At 56.9% G+C, this 14,654-nt stretch carries 13 protein-coding genes; all 13 read left to right on the top strand.

Annotated elements, in window-relative coordinates; all coding sequences use genetic code 11:
• Positions 1 to 182, top strand: a 182-nt coding sequence (locus AU511_RS17550) for a hypothetical protein (RefSeq protein WP_205756448.1), incomplete at its 5' end; no start/stop codon positions are given.
• 600 nt (positions 183 to 782) lie between these two features.
• The gene (gene tssB, locus AU511_RS11135; protein WP_026739475.1) at positions 783 to 1,286 is read left to right on the top strand and encodes a type VI secretion system contractile sheath small subunit; all 504 of its coding nucleotides are present in this window, start codon (positions 783 to 785) and stop codon (positions 1,284 to 1,286) included.
• Between the two features lie 30 nt (positions 1,287 to 1,316).
• Positions 1,317 to 2,795: a type VI secretion system contractile sheath large subunit gene (gene tssC, locus AU511_RS11130; RefSeq protein ID WP_094109684.1), complete on the top strand. Its 1,479-nt coding sequence runs from the start codon at positions 1,317 to 1,319 to the stop codon at positions 2,793 to 2,795.
• 6 nt (positions 2,796 to 2,801) lie between these two features.
• Entirely contained in the window at positions 2,802 to 3,236 is a 435-nt protein-coding gene (gene tssE, locus AU511_RS11125; protein ID WP_026739477.1) for a type VI secretion system baseplate subunit TssE, read from the top strand.
• Positions 3,237 to 3,238: 2 nt separating this feature from the next.
• Positions 3,239 to 5,005 carry a type VI secretion system baseplate subunit TssF gene (gene tssF, locus AU511_RS11120; protein ID WP_094102054.1) on the top strand — a complete coding sequence of 589 codons (1,767 nt, stop codon included), beginning with the start codon at positions 3,239 to 3,241 and terminating at the stop codon, positions 5,003 to 5,005.
• Complete coding sequence (gene tssG, locus AU511_RS11115; protein WP_094109683.1) at positions 4,969 to 5,967, top strand: type VI secretion system baseplate subunit TssG; 999 nt, start codon at positions 4,969 to 4,971, stop codon at positions 5,965 to 5,967. The genes tssF and tssG overlap by 37 nt, the downstream gene beginning before the upstream one ends.
• Before the next feature lie 2 nt (positions 5,968 to 5,969).
• Positions 5,970 to 7,208, top strand: a complete 1,239-nt coding sequence (gene tagH / locus AU511_RS11110; protein WP_094109682.1) for a type VI secretion system-associated FHA domain protein TagH — start codon at positions 5,970 to 5,972, stop codon at positions 7,206 to 7,208.
• Entirely contained in the window at positions 7,208 to 7,723 is a 516-nt protein-coding gene (gene tssJ, locus AU511_RS11105) for a type VI secretion system lipoprotein TssJ (protein ID WP_094102052.1), read from the top strand. The genes tagH and tssJ overlap by 1 nt, the downstream gene beginning before the upstream one ends.
• A 2-nt stretch (positions 7,724 to 7,725) precedes the next feature.
• On the top strand, positions 7,726 to 9,060 hold the full coding sequence (gene tssK / locus AU511_RS11100; protein ID WP_026739481.1) for a type VI secretion system baseplate subunit TssK: 1,335 nt from the start codon (positions 7,726 to 7,728) through the stop codon (positions 9,058 to 9,060).
• A gap of 19 nt (positions 9,061 to 9,079) precedes the next feature.
• Positions 9,080 to 9,856, top strand: a complete 777-nt coding sequence (icmH, locus tag AU511_RS11095) for a type IVB secretion system protein IcmH/DotU (RefSeq protein WP_094109681.1) — start codon at positions 9,080 to 9,082, stop codon at positions 9,854 to 9,856.
• 16 nt (positions 9,857 to 9,872) lie between these two features.
• Positions 9,873 to 12,506, top strand: coding sequence for a type VI secretion system ATPase TssH (tssH, locus tag AU511_RS11090; RefSeq protein ID WP_094109680.1), 2,634 nt, complete (start codon positions 9,873 to 9,875; stop codon positions 12,504 to 12,506).
• A gap of 2 nt (positions 12,507 to 12,508) precedes the next feature.
• On the top strand, positions 12,509 to 14,047 hold the full coding sequence (locus AU511_RS11085; protein WP_094101320.1) for a sigma-54 interaction domain-containing protein: 1,539 nt from the start codon (positions 12,509 to 12,511) through the stop codon (positions 14,045 to 14,047).
• The gene (gene vasI, locus AU511_RS11080; protein WP_094101319.1) at positions 14,047 to 14,637 is read left to right on the top strand and encodes a type VI secretion system-associated protein VasI; all 591 of its coding nucleotides are present in this window, start codon (positions 14,047 to 14,049) and stop codon (positions 14,635 to 14,637) included. Before AU511_RS11085 ends, vasI begins: the two co-directional genes overlap by 1 nt.
• Positions 14,638 to 14,654 lie beyond the last annotated feature (17 nt).

The raw sequence follows: 14,654 nt of genomic DNA, 5'->3' as shown, positions 1-14,654 counted from the left end.
ATCATTTTTTTGATGTTGGTGATAAATATGTTAACGGTGTTGCGCGTAATGCCGTATATAACGGAATAATCGATCCTGATGAAACAGTGGTTTTAATAGATAACCTCAGGGTGAGGTCATACGCCGTATTTGTTGAATTCGGTACTTTAATTTTTCATCGTCGTCCTGATGTTCTTTTGTAATCAATCGCTTGCAACTTGATGAGGCAAATAACGATGCTTCAAACTATCGCGCTGATAGGACTAACGCCACAATGTTTGAAACAAAGTGTCCATTTTTATGTAACGTAACTGAGTAGTGCTAGTTCCTTTGTGGATAGTAACAATGAAAACTATAACCATGTTAATTAAAGTTTAAGCCGTATATGCCGTGCCTTTTTCTTATGTTCGAAAAACTTGGTTTTTTATTGGTTTATTCTTTTTTTTGATTTCGAATTTATATTTATGCTTATGATTTAATAGGTATTTTTGTTTTGGTAACACGGAATAATATTATTATTGACCACCTGTAACTGGTGTGTGTATCATCGCCTCGTCAGTATTTGGTTCTATACCGCTCAATTAACTCGAAGCTAACTGCTTTTTTACTATTTGGTAATGGATATACCAGGCGGAAGTAATATTGGTTATATCCAGTTACTTAGGTACTATCACCGGTCGATAAACGGGAAATAGTTTATTTTCTTATCCGAACAGTGTTGTTCCAATTAACGTCGGACGTACCCTGGAAGGAATCGACCATGTGTTTTCTGGCCAGTCAGGGCCTAAACCTGGTATGCGAATATGGGAAAAGGAATTGATGGTGCATCCGTTGCACCAAAGGAACGTATTAATATCAAATATGTACCCGCAACTGGGGGCCAGCAGAGCGAAATTGAACTGCCGCTGACCCTGATGGTCGTTGGTAATATGAAGGGTCGTACGGAAGAAACGCCGATTGAGGAGCGTTCCACCGTATCGATCGATAAGAACAATTTTTCTTCCGTCATGAAAGAATCCAAACTGGAACTCAATTTCAGCGTGCCTAATCGCCTGGAAGAAGAGAGCCAGGATGACCTGCCTGTAAAGCTGAATATCGAATCTTTAGCCGATTTCTCCCCCGATCGTATTGCTCAACAAGTGCCTGAATTGCAGAAGCTTCTGGAACTTCGTGAAGCGCTGGTTGCGCTGAAGGGACCGCTTGGCAACATCCCTGCTTTCCGTAATCGTCTGCAGGATCTGCTGGCCAGCGAAGATGCGCGGGAACAGCTGCTTAAAGAGCTGGATCTGGTGAAACCTGCTGAGTAATACGTTGGATTGACGAGAAGGGAAACAAACATGTCAGTAGTAGAAGAGAAAGTACAGGCGGGCGCAGACAGTGCCACTCCTTCCTTGCTTGATGAAATCATGGCCCAAGCCCGGCTCACGCCTGTCGATGAAGGCTATAGCGTCGCCAAGCAGGGTATCGCCGCACTGATTTCAAATATTCTGGACAGTGGCGATACGAGCGAGCCGGTCAACAAGGCGCTGGTTGATAGCATGATTGTTGAGCTAGATAAAAAGCTCAGCAAGCAGGTCGATGTCATTTTGCACGCCGAGGAAGTTCAGGAACTGGAGTCCTCTTGGCGTTCGCTGAAGCTGATGGTCGATCGCACTGATTTCCGTGAAAACATCAAGATCCTGTTGCTCCATGCCACCAAGCAGGAGCTGTTGGATGACTTTGAATTCGCGCCTGAAATCACTCAGTCCGGTTTTTACAAGCACGTCTACTCCAGCGGTTACGGCCAGTTCGGCGGACAGCCGATCGGCGCGGTCATCGGTGACTATGCCTTCACGCAAAGTTCCCCAGATATCAAGCTGCTGCAATACACGAGCGCTGTGGGTGCAATGGCCCATTCCCCGTTCATTTCCTCGGTTGATCCGACGTTCTTCGGCGTTGACAGTTTCACCGAGCTGCCGACCATCAAAGACCTGAAATCCGTCTTCGAAGGCCCGGCCTACACCAAGTGGCGCTCCCTGCGCGAATCTGAAGATTCCCGTTATCTGGGCTTGACTGCACCGCGTTTCCTGGCGCGTCTGCCGTACGATCCAGTAGAGAACCCGATTAAAGGGTTCAACTACAAAGAAGATATCAGCGTTGACCACGATCACTACCTGTGGGGCAACACGGCCTACCTGATGGGAACGGCGTTGACGGATAGCTTCGCGAAATATCGCTGGTGCCCGAACATCATCGGTCCGCAGAGTGGTGGCGCCATCACCGACCTGCCGGTACACGTTTATGAAGCGATGGGTCAGTTGCAGGCCAAGATCCCGACGGAAGTGCTGATCACCGATCGTCGCGAATACGAAATGGCAGAGGAAGGCTTTATCACTCTGACCATGCGTAAAGACAGTGATAATGCTGCATTTTTCTCTGCCAATTCGGTGCAAAAACCGAAGGTGTTCCCGAACACCAAAGAAGGGAAAGAGGCGGAAACCAATTACAAATTGGGCACACAGCTCCCATACATGTTCATTATCAACCGTCTTGCTCACTACATCAAAGTGCTGCAGCGCGAACAGATTGGTTCCTGGAAAGAGCGTCAGGATCTGGAACGTGAACTGAACGGCTGGATCAAGCAGTACGTTGCCGATCAGGAAAACCCGCCGGCAGATGTTCGTAGCCGTCGCCCGCTGCGTGCCGCTCAGATCAAGGTTCTGGATGTTGAAGGTGAACCGGGTTGGTATCAGGTCGCGATGTCCGTACGTCCTCATTTCAAGTATATGGGGGCGAATTTTGAACTGTCGTTGGTGGGACGTTTGGACAAGGAATAATCCCTGATGGCCTCTCTTTCTTCGTGGGATAGAGGGAGTGCCGCCAGCCTGTTCGATCGTATCCGGGGCGAAGAACGTCGTAGTTCTTCGCCTCAGGACGAGCTGGAGTGCCTGATTGAGTCGGTAAAACGCAAACTCGACCAAGTGCTTAATACGCGTCCGGGAAGTTGTCGCAGTGCGCCTGATCTCGGCGTCATTGATTTTAATGACGCGACGCAGGGCGGAGCAGATATACGTGGTCGGATACGTGAGGCGATACGGCAATGCATTTGCCAGTATGAACCGCGCATTGTTCACGTCGAAGTCAGTTCCAACGACTATCAATCTAGCCCGCTCGAAATGGCGTTTCAGGTGACAGCTCACGTACGGTTGGAACAGTTGGAGCAGGTCACTTCCTTCAATATCCATATGGACAGTCACCGACATTATAGAATGACGTAACTATGCTTCTGGAACACTACTTCAGGGATGAAATAGCTTACCTGCGTCTGCAAGGACGCCAGTTTGCCGATGCCCACCCTGAACTTACCCGTTTTCTATCAGAACAAACCACCGATCCGGACGTCGAAAGGCTGCTGGAGGGGTTTGCTTTTCTGACGGGAAGTTTGCGGGCAAAAATTGAGGATGAATTTCCTGAATTGACCCACGGGCTGCTGGGCATGCTTTGGCCGAACTATCTCCGTCCGGTTCCCAGCATGACCATCATGCAGTTCTCAGTGATCCCTGGAGCCATTGCGCGACCGGCCTTAATCAGCCGCGGCTGTATGCTGGATAGCCAGCCAGTCGACGACGTTGTGTGCCATTTTCAAACCTGTCATGACGCCTGGGTGTATCCTGCGGATATCCGCGACATCAGCGTACAAAGCGGTAACGACCTCTCCAAAATCAGCCTGGACTTCAATCTGCATGGGCCGATGCTGCTCAACGAGCTGCAATTGGACAAGCTGCGGTTTTATCTGGGAGGCGACAGCTACACCGCCTATGAACTCTATTTCTGGCTCTCCAGTAAGCTCTCCCACATCGAGCTTGAAATCGATGGGACAAGATTCAGACAAGAAGCCAGTACATTAAAAACCATCGGCTTCGAACGGGAAGACGCACTGCTGCCTTATCCAAGCAACGTCTATTCCGGCTACCGAATTCTGCAGGAATTTTTCTGCTTCCCAGAAGCCTTCCTGTTCTTCCAGCTTTCCGGTGCGGACTGGCCGAACCAACCGCTATCGGTCACTGACTTCAAAATCCATTTCTGTTTTGCCTGCCCGCTGCCCGCGGAACTCAAAATCCGTCCTGACTCTTTCATGCTGAACTGCGTACCGGCGATCAATCTGTTCCAGCATGACAGCGAGCCGATCAACCTCAATGGCCGCCAGACGGAGTACCCGCTCAAGGCCAGCTATCGGCATGCGGACGCCTACGAGATTTTCTCGGTGGACAAAGTCGAAGGGTGGATCGAAGGGCACATGGGACGCGCTCGTGGCGAGCCGCGTCAATATCAGCCGTTCGAAAGCTTCCAGCATCAAATCGAGCGTGCGAAGGGCCGTCTGGCGTTGTACTACCGCAGCCGCGTGCGCGAGGCGGTCAGCGGCGACGGTTTCGATCATGCGCTGTCGTTTGTGCGTGGCGATGAAACCGAAGCGGTCGATATGGACGAATCCATCTCGGTCTCGCTGACCTGTACCAACCGCTCCAAAGCGTCGCAGCTGCCTGTCGGCGCCGTCTGCAAGACAACCGGCAGCTCGCCGTCGTTCGCGACGTTCAGAAATATTATCCGTCCAACCCGGCCGCTGCGTCCCGCGTTAGACGGCAGCCTGCACTGGACGCTGATCTCCAACCTGTCGCTGAACTATGTCTCGCTGCTGCGCCGCGATGCGTTGGTGCAGATCCTGCGGACGTATGACTTCCCGGCACTGCACGATAAACAGGCGGAGCAAGCGTCCCGTAAACGTCTGGCTGGGATCGAGTCGATTGAAACCACGCCGATAGATCGGCTGATTCGCGGCATGCCGGTGCGTGGACTGAAGTCGGTGCTGTCCGTGTATCAGTCTGCCTTTGCCAGCGAGGGCGAGCTGTATCTGTTCGGCACCGTACTGGCGCATTTCTTCTCGCTTTACGCCAGTGTCAACGCCTTCCACCTATTGGAAATCATCAACCTTGATAACAAGGAGCGCTACAAATGGCCAGTCCAGATAGGTCAGCACTCCATGATGTGATGTTTCGGGATGATGCGCCGCGCTTCAATTTTTTCCAGCTGGTTGAACTCGTCAATCGACTGGAAGGTGTGGATCAGGAGCGGGGGCTGGACTACCGCCCTGAACAGGAGCGCATAAGGTTCAAATCCACCGCGTCCCTGGGCTTTCACAGCAGCGATATACAAGGCATTACGCAGGACGAAACGCAGGGCCACGTGCTGGAAGTCGCGTTCATGGGGCTGCATGGCAGTCAGTCACCCATGCCTGGCTACTATCTGGACGATCTGGCCTGGGAGTATGCGCAGGGCGAACAGAAACTGGGCGCGTTTCTGGACTTCTTCCACCACCGCCTGCTGACGCTGCTGCATCGCCTCTGGCGTAAATACCGTTACCACGTCCGCTTTCAGGATGAAGGGGAAGACGGATTTTCGCGGCTGATGTTTGCGCTGGTGGGGCTGGGCAATGACGCCGTGCGCGAAAGCCTGCCGGTTAACCGGGCCAAAATGCTGTCGTACGCCGGGATGCTGGCAAGCCCGAGTCGCTCGCCGGAAGTGGTGGCTGGGCTGGTCGCGCACTGTTTCGACCTCGAAATGGTCGATGTCATCGCGTGGCAGGCGCGCAAAGTGCCGATTCATGCGGACCAGCAAAATCGGTTGGGAATGGCCAACTCCACGATGGGCAACGACTTCGTCATCGGCGACAAGGTTAATGACTGCGCAGGGAAATTCTTGCTGAAAATCAACAATCTGAGCTTCGCACAGTTTTTGCAGTTTCTGCCTAACGGCGAACATTTCGAGCCGCTGGTGCGCTTCGTTTCCTTCATCCTGCGCGACCAGTGCGCGTGGGACTTGCGGCTGGGATTTGGTTTAGGAGAAGCGAAAGGGCTTCGCCTGGGACATGAGCAGAGCGCTCGTTTGGGATGGAGCAGCTTTCTCGGCGAGCCGCCGAGCGAGCCTGATGTGACTATTTGCGTGCAGGAGTAATCGTGAACGAACTCAATCAACAACTTTCTCTGGTTGTGCTGAACAGCGAACAGCTCGAAGGCAACTCCCAGGTTCAATACCAGTTTCATCAAGGCGGCGGCTCGCTGGGCTCCTCGGAGCAAGATAGTTGGCAGCTGAAAGATCGGCTGGGCTCGGTACTGCCTGAACATGCGCGTATTGAAGTGCATGACGGGCGCTTCTGCCTGTGCGATCTCAGCGGCCAGACCTTCATCAACGGCGCGACGTCGCCCATTGGGCGTTCAAGAAAAGTCTTCCTGGATCAGGGCGACGAACTGACGGTCGGACCGTTCAGGCTGCGGGTGTATATGGGCAAGGTCAGCGCGGAGCCGGAGCTGGCGCAGATTATCGGCAACCGCTCCGAGAATGAGCTGGATGACTGGCTCGCTCAGGAAAAGGCCGCAGAGAACACCGAACAGGCGTCTTCGCCGTCCCCGGCCAGCGACCCGCTGCTGGCGTTGCAGCAGGAGCAAACCGGGGCAAACGCATTCCTTACCGAGGAGACGCGGGGAACACCCGAATTCTCCACCACGACTCGTGTTTCATCTACTTCTTCTTCAGCCGTTGAGGGCACCATGGACCAGGAATTTCTCGAGCTACCCGCTATTCAGGACCGTTTCGATTCGCTGACCGGTGGCGACAACATCGATCAAAACGCGCTGGCCCCGCTGATGCGCGGCCTCGGTCAGACGTTGAACATCGGCAACAATCAGCATCTCAGCAACTTCCTGGAAGAAATGGGAAAAACGCTGCGCGCCATGATTGAAGGGTTGTTGACGCTGCAGGCCGATCAGGCGGCGCTATCGGACAAACATCTGCGTCCAATTGAAGATAACCCGCTGCGCCTGAGCCTGGACTACCACGACACGCTGGCGCTGCTGTTCGCCGAAGAGAAAAGTCCGGTGCACCTTTCCGCGCCTGCCGCCGTCGACGAGGTCCTGCGCAACGTGCGTATTCACCACGTCGCCAACCAGCAGGCGATCGCGACCGCGCTGGACAGCATCTTGCAGGCGTTCTCCCCTGACGTGCTGCTCAAGCGCTTCGAACACTATCGCCGTTCCGGCGAGCAAAACCCGATGGACGACGGTTGGGCCTGGTCCATGTACCAGCACTACTTCCGCGAACTGACGTCCGAGCGCCAACAGGGATTCCAGAAGCTGTTCCAGCAGGTGTATTCCCAAGCCTACGACCGCGTCGTCCGTGAGCAACAGGAGTTGATCTGATGCTGCGGACATTCTTGCTTTCCGGGGTATTACTGCTGCTTTCAGGCTGTACCACAATGGGCAAGATGGCTGACGTTGCGATGAACCCGGATATTCAGGTGGGGAGCAACGATAGCCAGCCCTCGACCGCTGGGTTCAGTCTGCTTGCCGAGCCGGACGTGAACCCCAATGAGAGTGGGGAAGCGGCGCCGATTGAGTTTCAGATCGTCATGCTGTCGGAGGACTCCAAGCTGCTGGCGACGGACTACGACCAGGTGACGGCCGATCTGGAGAAATCGCTGGGCAAGAATTACATCGACCACCAGGACTACACCTTGCTGCCGGGACAGTTCAAGTATCTGCCGCCGGTCAAGCTGGATGAGAAGATCCGTTATATCGGCGTCGTCGCACGCTATGCGGATCCCGACAGCGCTGAATGGCGCAAGGTGATTAAATTGAAAAATACCGGACGGGCCTATCAGATTCTCGTGCATCTGCGTCTGGATGAAGTCGAACTCCAAAAAGAAGAAGAATAGCTATGTCGAGCCGAAATCGGATTATTTGGCGTGAAGGTTTATTCATCAAACCTCAGCATTTTCAACAGCAGCAAAGGCATACGGATTACACCCTGCATGCGCGTCTGAGCGCGATGGGCGATTTTTTCTACGGCCTTCAGTCGCTGACTATTAACGAAGAGTATCTGAACTTCGGGCGTATCGCGCTGGTGTCCGCTACCGGGATCATGCCGGACGGCACCGTCTTTAACATTCCAAGCGATGACATGCTGCCGCAGCCGCTGGAGATCACCGATGCGTCGGTGGTCAACCAGAAGGTCTATCTGGCCATCCCGCTGTCCGTCAGCGGCGTGAGCGAGGTTAACCACGGCGGTCAGCAGATTGCGACGCGTCTGCATGCGCACCGTCACGACGTGCGCGATCTGCACAGCGAAGGCGGCGACGTCGTCTCGCTGGAAGTGGGGCAGGTCAGTCTGCGCCTGATGCTGGAGCGGGACGACCGCAGCGCCTACGCCTCGCTGGCGATAGCCCAGATTCTGGATAAACGTCCGGACGGCGGCCTGGTGCTGGACCCGAATTTCATGCCATGCAGCATCAGCATCTCGGCGATCCCGACGCTCAAGCGCTTCCTCGGCGAGTCCGCCGGGCTGGTGGCCGAACGCGCCCGCAGCCTGGCGCAACGCATTGCCGCGCCGGGACAGCAGGGCGTCGCCGACGTCGCCGAATTCATGATGTTGCAGCTGCTCAACCGCGCGCAGCCGCTGTTGTCGCATCTGGCGCGTATGGGCACGCTGCATCCGGAGCGTCTGCATGAAGCGCTGGTACAGGTCTGCGGCGAATTGATGACGTTCACGGACGAATCCCGCCTGCCGCCGGAATTTCCCGCCTATCGCCACGATGACCAGCAGAGCAGCTTTGAGCCGCTGATGATGGCGTTCCGTCAGGCGCTGAGCACCGTGCTGTCTCCGCGTGCCGTTTCGTTGCAGCTGCGTAAACACCAGTACGGCGTGATGATCGCGATGGTCGGCGACAGCGAACTGATGGCGAGCGCCGACTTCGTCCTGGCGGTACGCGCCAGAATGCCGCAGGAGCAGCTGCGCAAACAGCTGTTGCAGCAGACCAAAGTGGCGTCCAGCGACAAGATCCGCGAGCTGATCAGCCTGCAGCTGCCGGGCGTTCCGCTGCTGCCGCTGCCGGTAGCGCCGCGTCAGCTGCCGTACCACGCGGGCTACAGCTATTTCCAGCTGGATCGGCAGAGCGCCGCCTGGCAGATGCTGGTGGGCGACAATACGCTGGCGTTTCATATTGCCGGGGACTTCCCGGATCTGGATATGCAGCTTTGGGCTATTCGTAGCTAATTACCGGGGGAAGAGCTAGATGACGATCGATGTGATCCGCAATGAGCTGCTGGGCGACTTACTGTACGACCATGCCCAACAGCTGGATATGGACTCAGACTATTGGTTTCGGCTACGCGGCCAGAGCATCAACCCCATGATTGACGCCGTGACGCCGCTGCTGGGCATGGTGGAACGCGTGCGTCATTTGACGACGTATGACCAGGTTCCCGACCTGTACCAGAAAGTGGTGTCGGAAATTCAGGCCATTGAGCAGGAGCTGATTACGCATGGCTATGAAAACGGCGTCATTTTGTCGTTTCGCTACATCCTCTGCACCTATATCGACGAGGCCGTCATGGGCCGCGAATGGGGCAGCCAGAGCGTGTGGTCGGAGCATTCGCTGCTGACCCGTTTCCACAACGAAACCTGGGGCGGTGAGAAGGTCTTTGTCCTGCTTGGCAAATTGCAGACCGATCCGGTCCATTACCGGGACATTCTGGAGTTCATCTATCTCTGTCTGTGCCTGGGATTTGAAGGCCGCTACCGCGTGATGACGCAAGGCCGCGACGAATTCGAAGGTATTGTCCGCAAACTGCACGACATTCTGCATCCGGAACCGGCCGAGACGCCCTCCGTTTTTCATCTCGATCTGGGGCAGCAATCCTCCGGCTACCGGATGCGCAGGCAGATTTCGCTCTTCACGCTGTTTTTATGCGTCAGCGTGGCGTTAGCGGCGATCTTCGGTCTTTATCACTATCAGCTCAGCAATCAGACCCAGGACGTACTTCGTCAGCTGGGGGAATTATTAAAATAAGATAGGAGATCACACGATGATTCGAATAGAACTGCCGGTGTTGGTTGAACGGCTCAATCCGATTTGTCGACACATGCTGGAAGAGGCCGCGGCCCTGTGTGTGAATTGCCAGGGCGCGGAAATCCGGGTCGAGCACCTGCTGCTGAAAATGTTGGACACGCCGTTAAGCGACGTGCGTCAGATCCTCAAGCGCGCCGAGGTGGATGTGGATGAGCTGACGCAGCTGCTGCAGCCGTCTGGCGTCGATAAAGAGTACGACCAGGGCTATCCCTCGTTTTCGCCGCTGCTGATTGAGTGGCTGCAGGACAGCTGGCTACTGGCGTCCGCCGAGATGCAGCACGCCACGCTGCGTAGCGGTGTGCTGCTGCTGGTCCTGCTGATGACTCCCAATCGCTACCTCGCCGGTACGGTCACGCGATCGCTGGCAAAGGTCAACCGGGAACTGCTGCGTCAGCAGTTCGACGAGTGGGTGAAAGACTCCGCGGAAACGGAAGTGTCGTCTACGACTCCCGGCAACGCGGGCGGCGCGGCGTCAGCCCCTCAGGGCGATGCGTCGCTGCTGGCTCGCTTTACTGATAACGTCACCGAGCAGGCCCGCGCGGGTAAGCTGGATCCGGTGTTGTGCCGCGATAAAGAGATAGATCTGATGATTGATATCCTGTCGCGCCGCCGCAAGAACAACCCGATCGTGGTGGGTGAAGCCGGCGTGGGTAAAAGCGCGCTGATAGAAGGTCTGGCGCTGCGTATCGTGGCGGATCTGGTGCCTGAGAAAATGCGCAACGTCGAGCTGCTGTCGCTGGACTTAGGCGCGATGCAGGCGGGCGCCGCCGTCAAAGGCGAATTCGAAAAACGATTCAAAGGGGTGATGCAGGAGGTGAAAACCTCGCCTCAGCCCATCATTCTGTTCATTGATGAAGCTCACACGCTGATCGGCGCGGGCAATCAGGCCGGCGGGCTGGACGTGTCCAACCTGATCAAACCGGCGCTGGCGCGCGGCGAGCTGCGGACCATCGCCGCCACGACCTGGAGCGAATATAAGAAATACGTCGAGAAAGACGCAGCGCTGTCGCGCCGTTTCCAGATGGTCAAAGTGGGCGAGCCGGACGCGGAAGAGGCCACCGTCATCCTGCGTGGTCTGCGCAGCATTTACGAAAAGGCGCACGGTGTTCTGATCGACGAAGCGGCGCTGCATGCCGCGGCCCAGCTGTCTTCACGCTATATCTCGGGCCGACAGCTGCCGGATAAAGCCATCGACGTGCTCGATACGGCCTGCGCGCGCGTCGCCATCAACCTGACCACGCCGCCGCGCGCCATCAGCCATTTGCAGAATCAGCTGCATCAGCGCACGCAGGAAATTCTTCAGCTGGAGCGTCAGACCCGAATCGGTCTGGGCGACAATGCGGAAAGACTGGCGTTGCTGCGCGACGCTCAGCAGGCCGATGAAGCGGAGCTGACCGCCGTGAACACGGACTGGCAGGCCCAGCAGGCGTTGGTCGGCGAGGTGATCGCACTGCGCGCGGCGCTGCTGGCCGATGAACTGACCGACGAGGTCACCCTGGATGAGGAAACTCTGTCGCTGACGGACGCCACGCAGCGTCTGGCCGAGCGTGAACAGGCACTAGCCGCCTTGCAGGAAGACGCCATTCTGGTCTCCGCGCACGTGGATAAATCACAGGTCGCCGCTGTGATCGCCGAGTGGACCGGCGTGCCGCTGAACCGCATTTCCCAAGGCGAACTGGACGTTGTTACCCAGTTGCCGTCGCACCTCAGCGCCAACATTAAAGGGCAGGACCTGGCGATTGCCCAACTGCACAAACATTTGCTGACCGCCCGCGCCGATCTGCGACGTCCCGGCCGTCCGCTGGGGGCGTTCCTGCTGGTCGGCCCAAGCGGCGTCGGCAAGACCGAAACCGTCTTACAGATCGCCGACCTTATGTTCGGCGGCCGTAACTACCTGACGACCATCAACATGTCGGAATATCAGGAGAAACACACGGTGTCTCGCCTGATTGGCTCGCCTCCGGGCTACGTCGGCTTCGGCGAGGGCGGTATCCTGACGGAAGCCATCCGCCAGAAACCGTACTCGGTTGTGCTGCTGGACGAAGTCGAGAAAGCGCATCCTGACGTGCTGAACCTGTTCTATCAGGCCTTCGATAAAGGGGAGCTGGCGGATGGCGAAGGTCGACTCATCGACTGTAAGAACGTCGTCTTCTTCCTGACCTCCAACCTGGGCTTCCAGACCATCGTGGATTACGCCGACCGGCAGGACGATCTGCTGGATGCGCTCTATCCCGAACTGGCGGGCTTCTTCAAACCAGCGCTGCTGGCGCGCATGGAAGTCATTCCTTACCTGCCGCTGGCTCAGGATACGCTGGTCGAAATCGTCCACGGCAAGTTGTCTCGTCTGGTCAATCTGCTGAAAGCTCGCTTCGGCGCTGAAGTGATGATCGACGACGACGTGCCGGTAGAGATCTTGCGGTTGGCTAACCGCAGCGAAAACGGCGCGCGTATGTTGGAGTCCGTGATCGACGGTCATTTGCTGCCGCCAGTGTCGTTGCAACTGCTGCAACGGATCTCCGCAGGCGAAGCGATCGCGCGTATTCGCTTCAGCGTGAATGACGGCCTGTTCGTTTCAGAGGTGGAGGGCTGAGGATGCAGCAAGCCCTTGAATTCGCGCTTTCGCTGACACGGCCTCGTGACGAGGCCGAACTCTGCGATTGGTTGCTGGATACCCTGCGGGACCACTGGCGGCCGAGCGGCGCTCTTCTGGGATTGGTGGATATCAGCGGGCGGCAGTTTACCTGTGAAGGATGGATTCACGACAAGCCGGTGTCGTTGACGCTGGACGTCGACGACTTCAGCCATCCTCTGGCTTATGTGCTGCACAAAAATCAGGTGAGAACCTGGGACTCTCTGTACGGCGGCGCGCGCGTAGAGCACGCCGCGTTTCGCGGACTGCTGGCGGAAGCCGGAGCGCAATGCGGTCTGTACGCCTTGCCGGTCAACGGCGAGAACGGCAAATCGGTCGGCGTTCTCGCGCTGTTCGACAGCGGCGTCCGGCTGCGGGCATGGGATGAGCAAGATGAGCTGCCGCTGCTGGCGCGCATTTTCACTCATCAGCTGACCCTGTTGCGGGATTTGGGGCGCAGCCGCCGCGAGCAGACCGTGCTGCGCGACTCGCTGCGTCAGATCAAAGGCGAGGGCGCGCTCCAACGCCAGCAGGAGAAACTGCTGGAGGCCTCGCTCATCGGTCAGTCGACGGCGATCCGCCGATTGCATCAGCAAATCGGTCAGGCGGCTCAACATCATCTGGCGGTACTGATCCAGGGCGAAACCGGCGCGGGCAAGGATGTGGTGGCGCGTCTGCTGCATCAGTGCTCGGTTCGCGCCGACAAACCATTTATCGCCATCAACTGCGCCGCGATCCCCGAAAACCTGATCGAAAGCGAGCTGTTCGGCTATCAGAAAGGGGCTTTTTCCGGGGCGCAGAGCAATAAAGACGGTCTGGTAGCGCAAGCCAACGGCGGAACGCTGTTCCTGGATGAGGTCGGCGACATGCCGATGATCATGCAGGCCAAACTGCTGCGCGTGCTGGAAACGCACGCCTTCCGCCCGTTGGGTGGCGATAAAGAGTGCCACTCAGACTTTCGTCTCATTGCGGCGACGCATCAGCCGCTGGAGCAGTACGTCAGCGAAGGACGCTTTCGGCAGGATTTGTATCACCGTCTCTGCCAATGCGCGATTCAGGTTTCTCCGCTGCGGGAACGGCCGGACGACATCGCGCTGCTCTGTGAACATTTCATCGCGCTGTTTGGTCATCAAGAAGGCAAAACGTTTGGCGCGCTGCCGCGCGCCGTTCTCAAACATCTGATCGATTACGACTTCCCCGGCAACGTCCGCGAACTCAAGAACTTGCTGGAAGTGGCCTGCGCCAATACCCCGGCGGGACAGGAAATCAGTCTGGAGGCGTTGCCCCCGGAGCTGAAAACGCGCCTCGACAACGGGCCGATCGTGCTGGAAGACGGCTACAACCATATCCGGGATTTGCGTGTGGCGACGCAGCAGTATGAAGCGGCGGTGATCGCCGAGCGTATGCGCTATTTCCAGGGAAATCGCTTACTGGTGGCGGAAAGTCTCAACATTCCCAAGCGGACGTTGGACCACAAGTGCCAGAAGCTGGAGGTTAAATGATGAGTATTTTATCCCTGTTGCCGCTGCTGGTGTCGGCGACGACCGCGCCCGACCCCCACTGGGAGCGGCTATTGCAGCAGTGCAGTCACGAAACCGTGCCGCAGGTGCGGTTGGCCTGCTACGACGCCATCGGCAGAACGTCGGCGGCGTCTGCCGGCGCGTCTGCGCGCCCGGCGGAGGGGCACGAACTCGTCGCGACGTATGCCGATCGCAACCGTGACGGGTTTGTTCTGAATCGTGACGAGGCCTCGGACAGTCAGACGCTGACGCGCCGCGCCGTTGAGGGCGGCACGTTGACCATCTCCTGTTCCAGCGCCATTACCCATTTGCGCTTGCAGCTGGATAACGCGTGGCCGGGAGAGCAAATTCAGGCGCGCATCGACGGCGAACCGACGGCGGACAACTGGTTTGTCCGCAATCGCGGGATGTTGCTGGAGTTCGGGCGCGGGCTGCCCGCCATCGAAGAGCTTAAACGCTGGATCGGCCATCGCGAGCTGATATTGTCTGACGATCGCGGCAGAACGGTGCAGGTCGATCTCTCCGGCTTGGGCGACGCCCTGAAGCCGCTGCGTCAGCAATGTCGTTGGTAGGAGAACAGGTCATGGCA

It is taken from the genome of Lonsdalea iberica (assembly GCF_002111585.1).
Lineage (GTDB): Bacteria > Pseudomonadota > Gammaproteobacteria > Enterobacterales > Enterobacteriaceae > Lonsdalea > Lonsdalea iberica.
The sequence above is the reverse complement of the archived record's forward strand: the minus strand, read 5'-3'. Positions and strand labels throughout refer to the sequence as shown.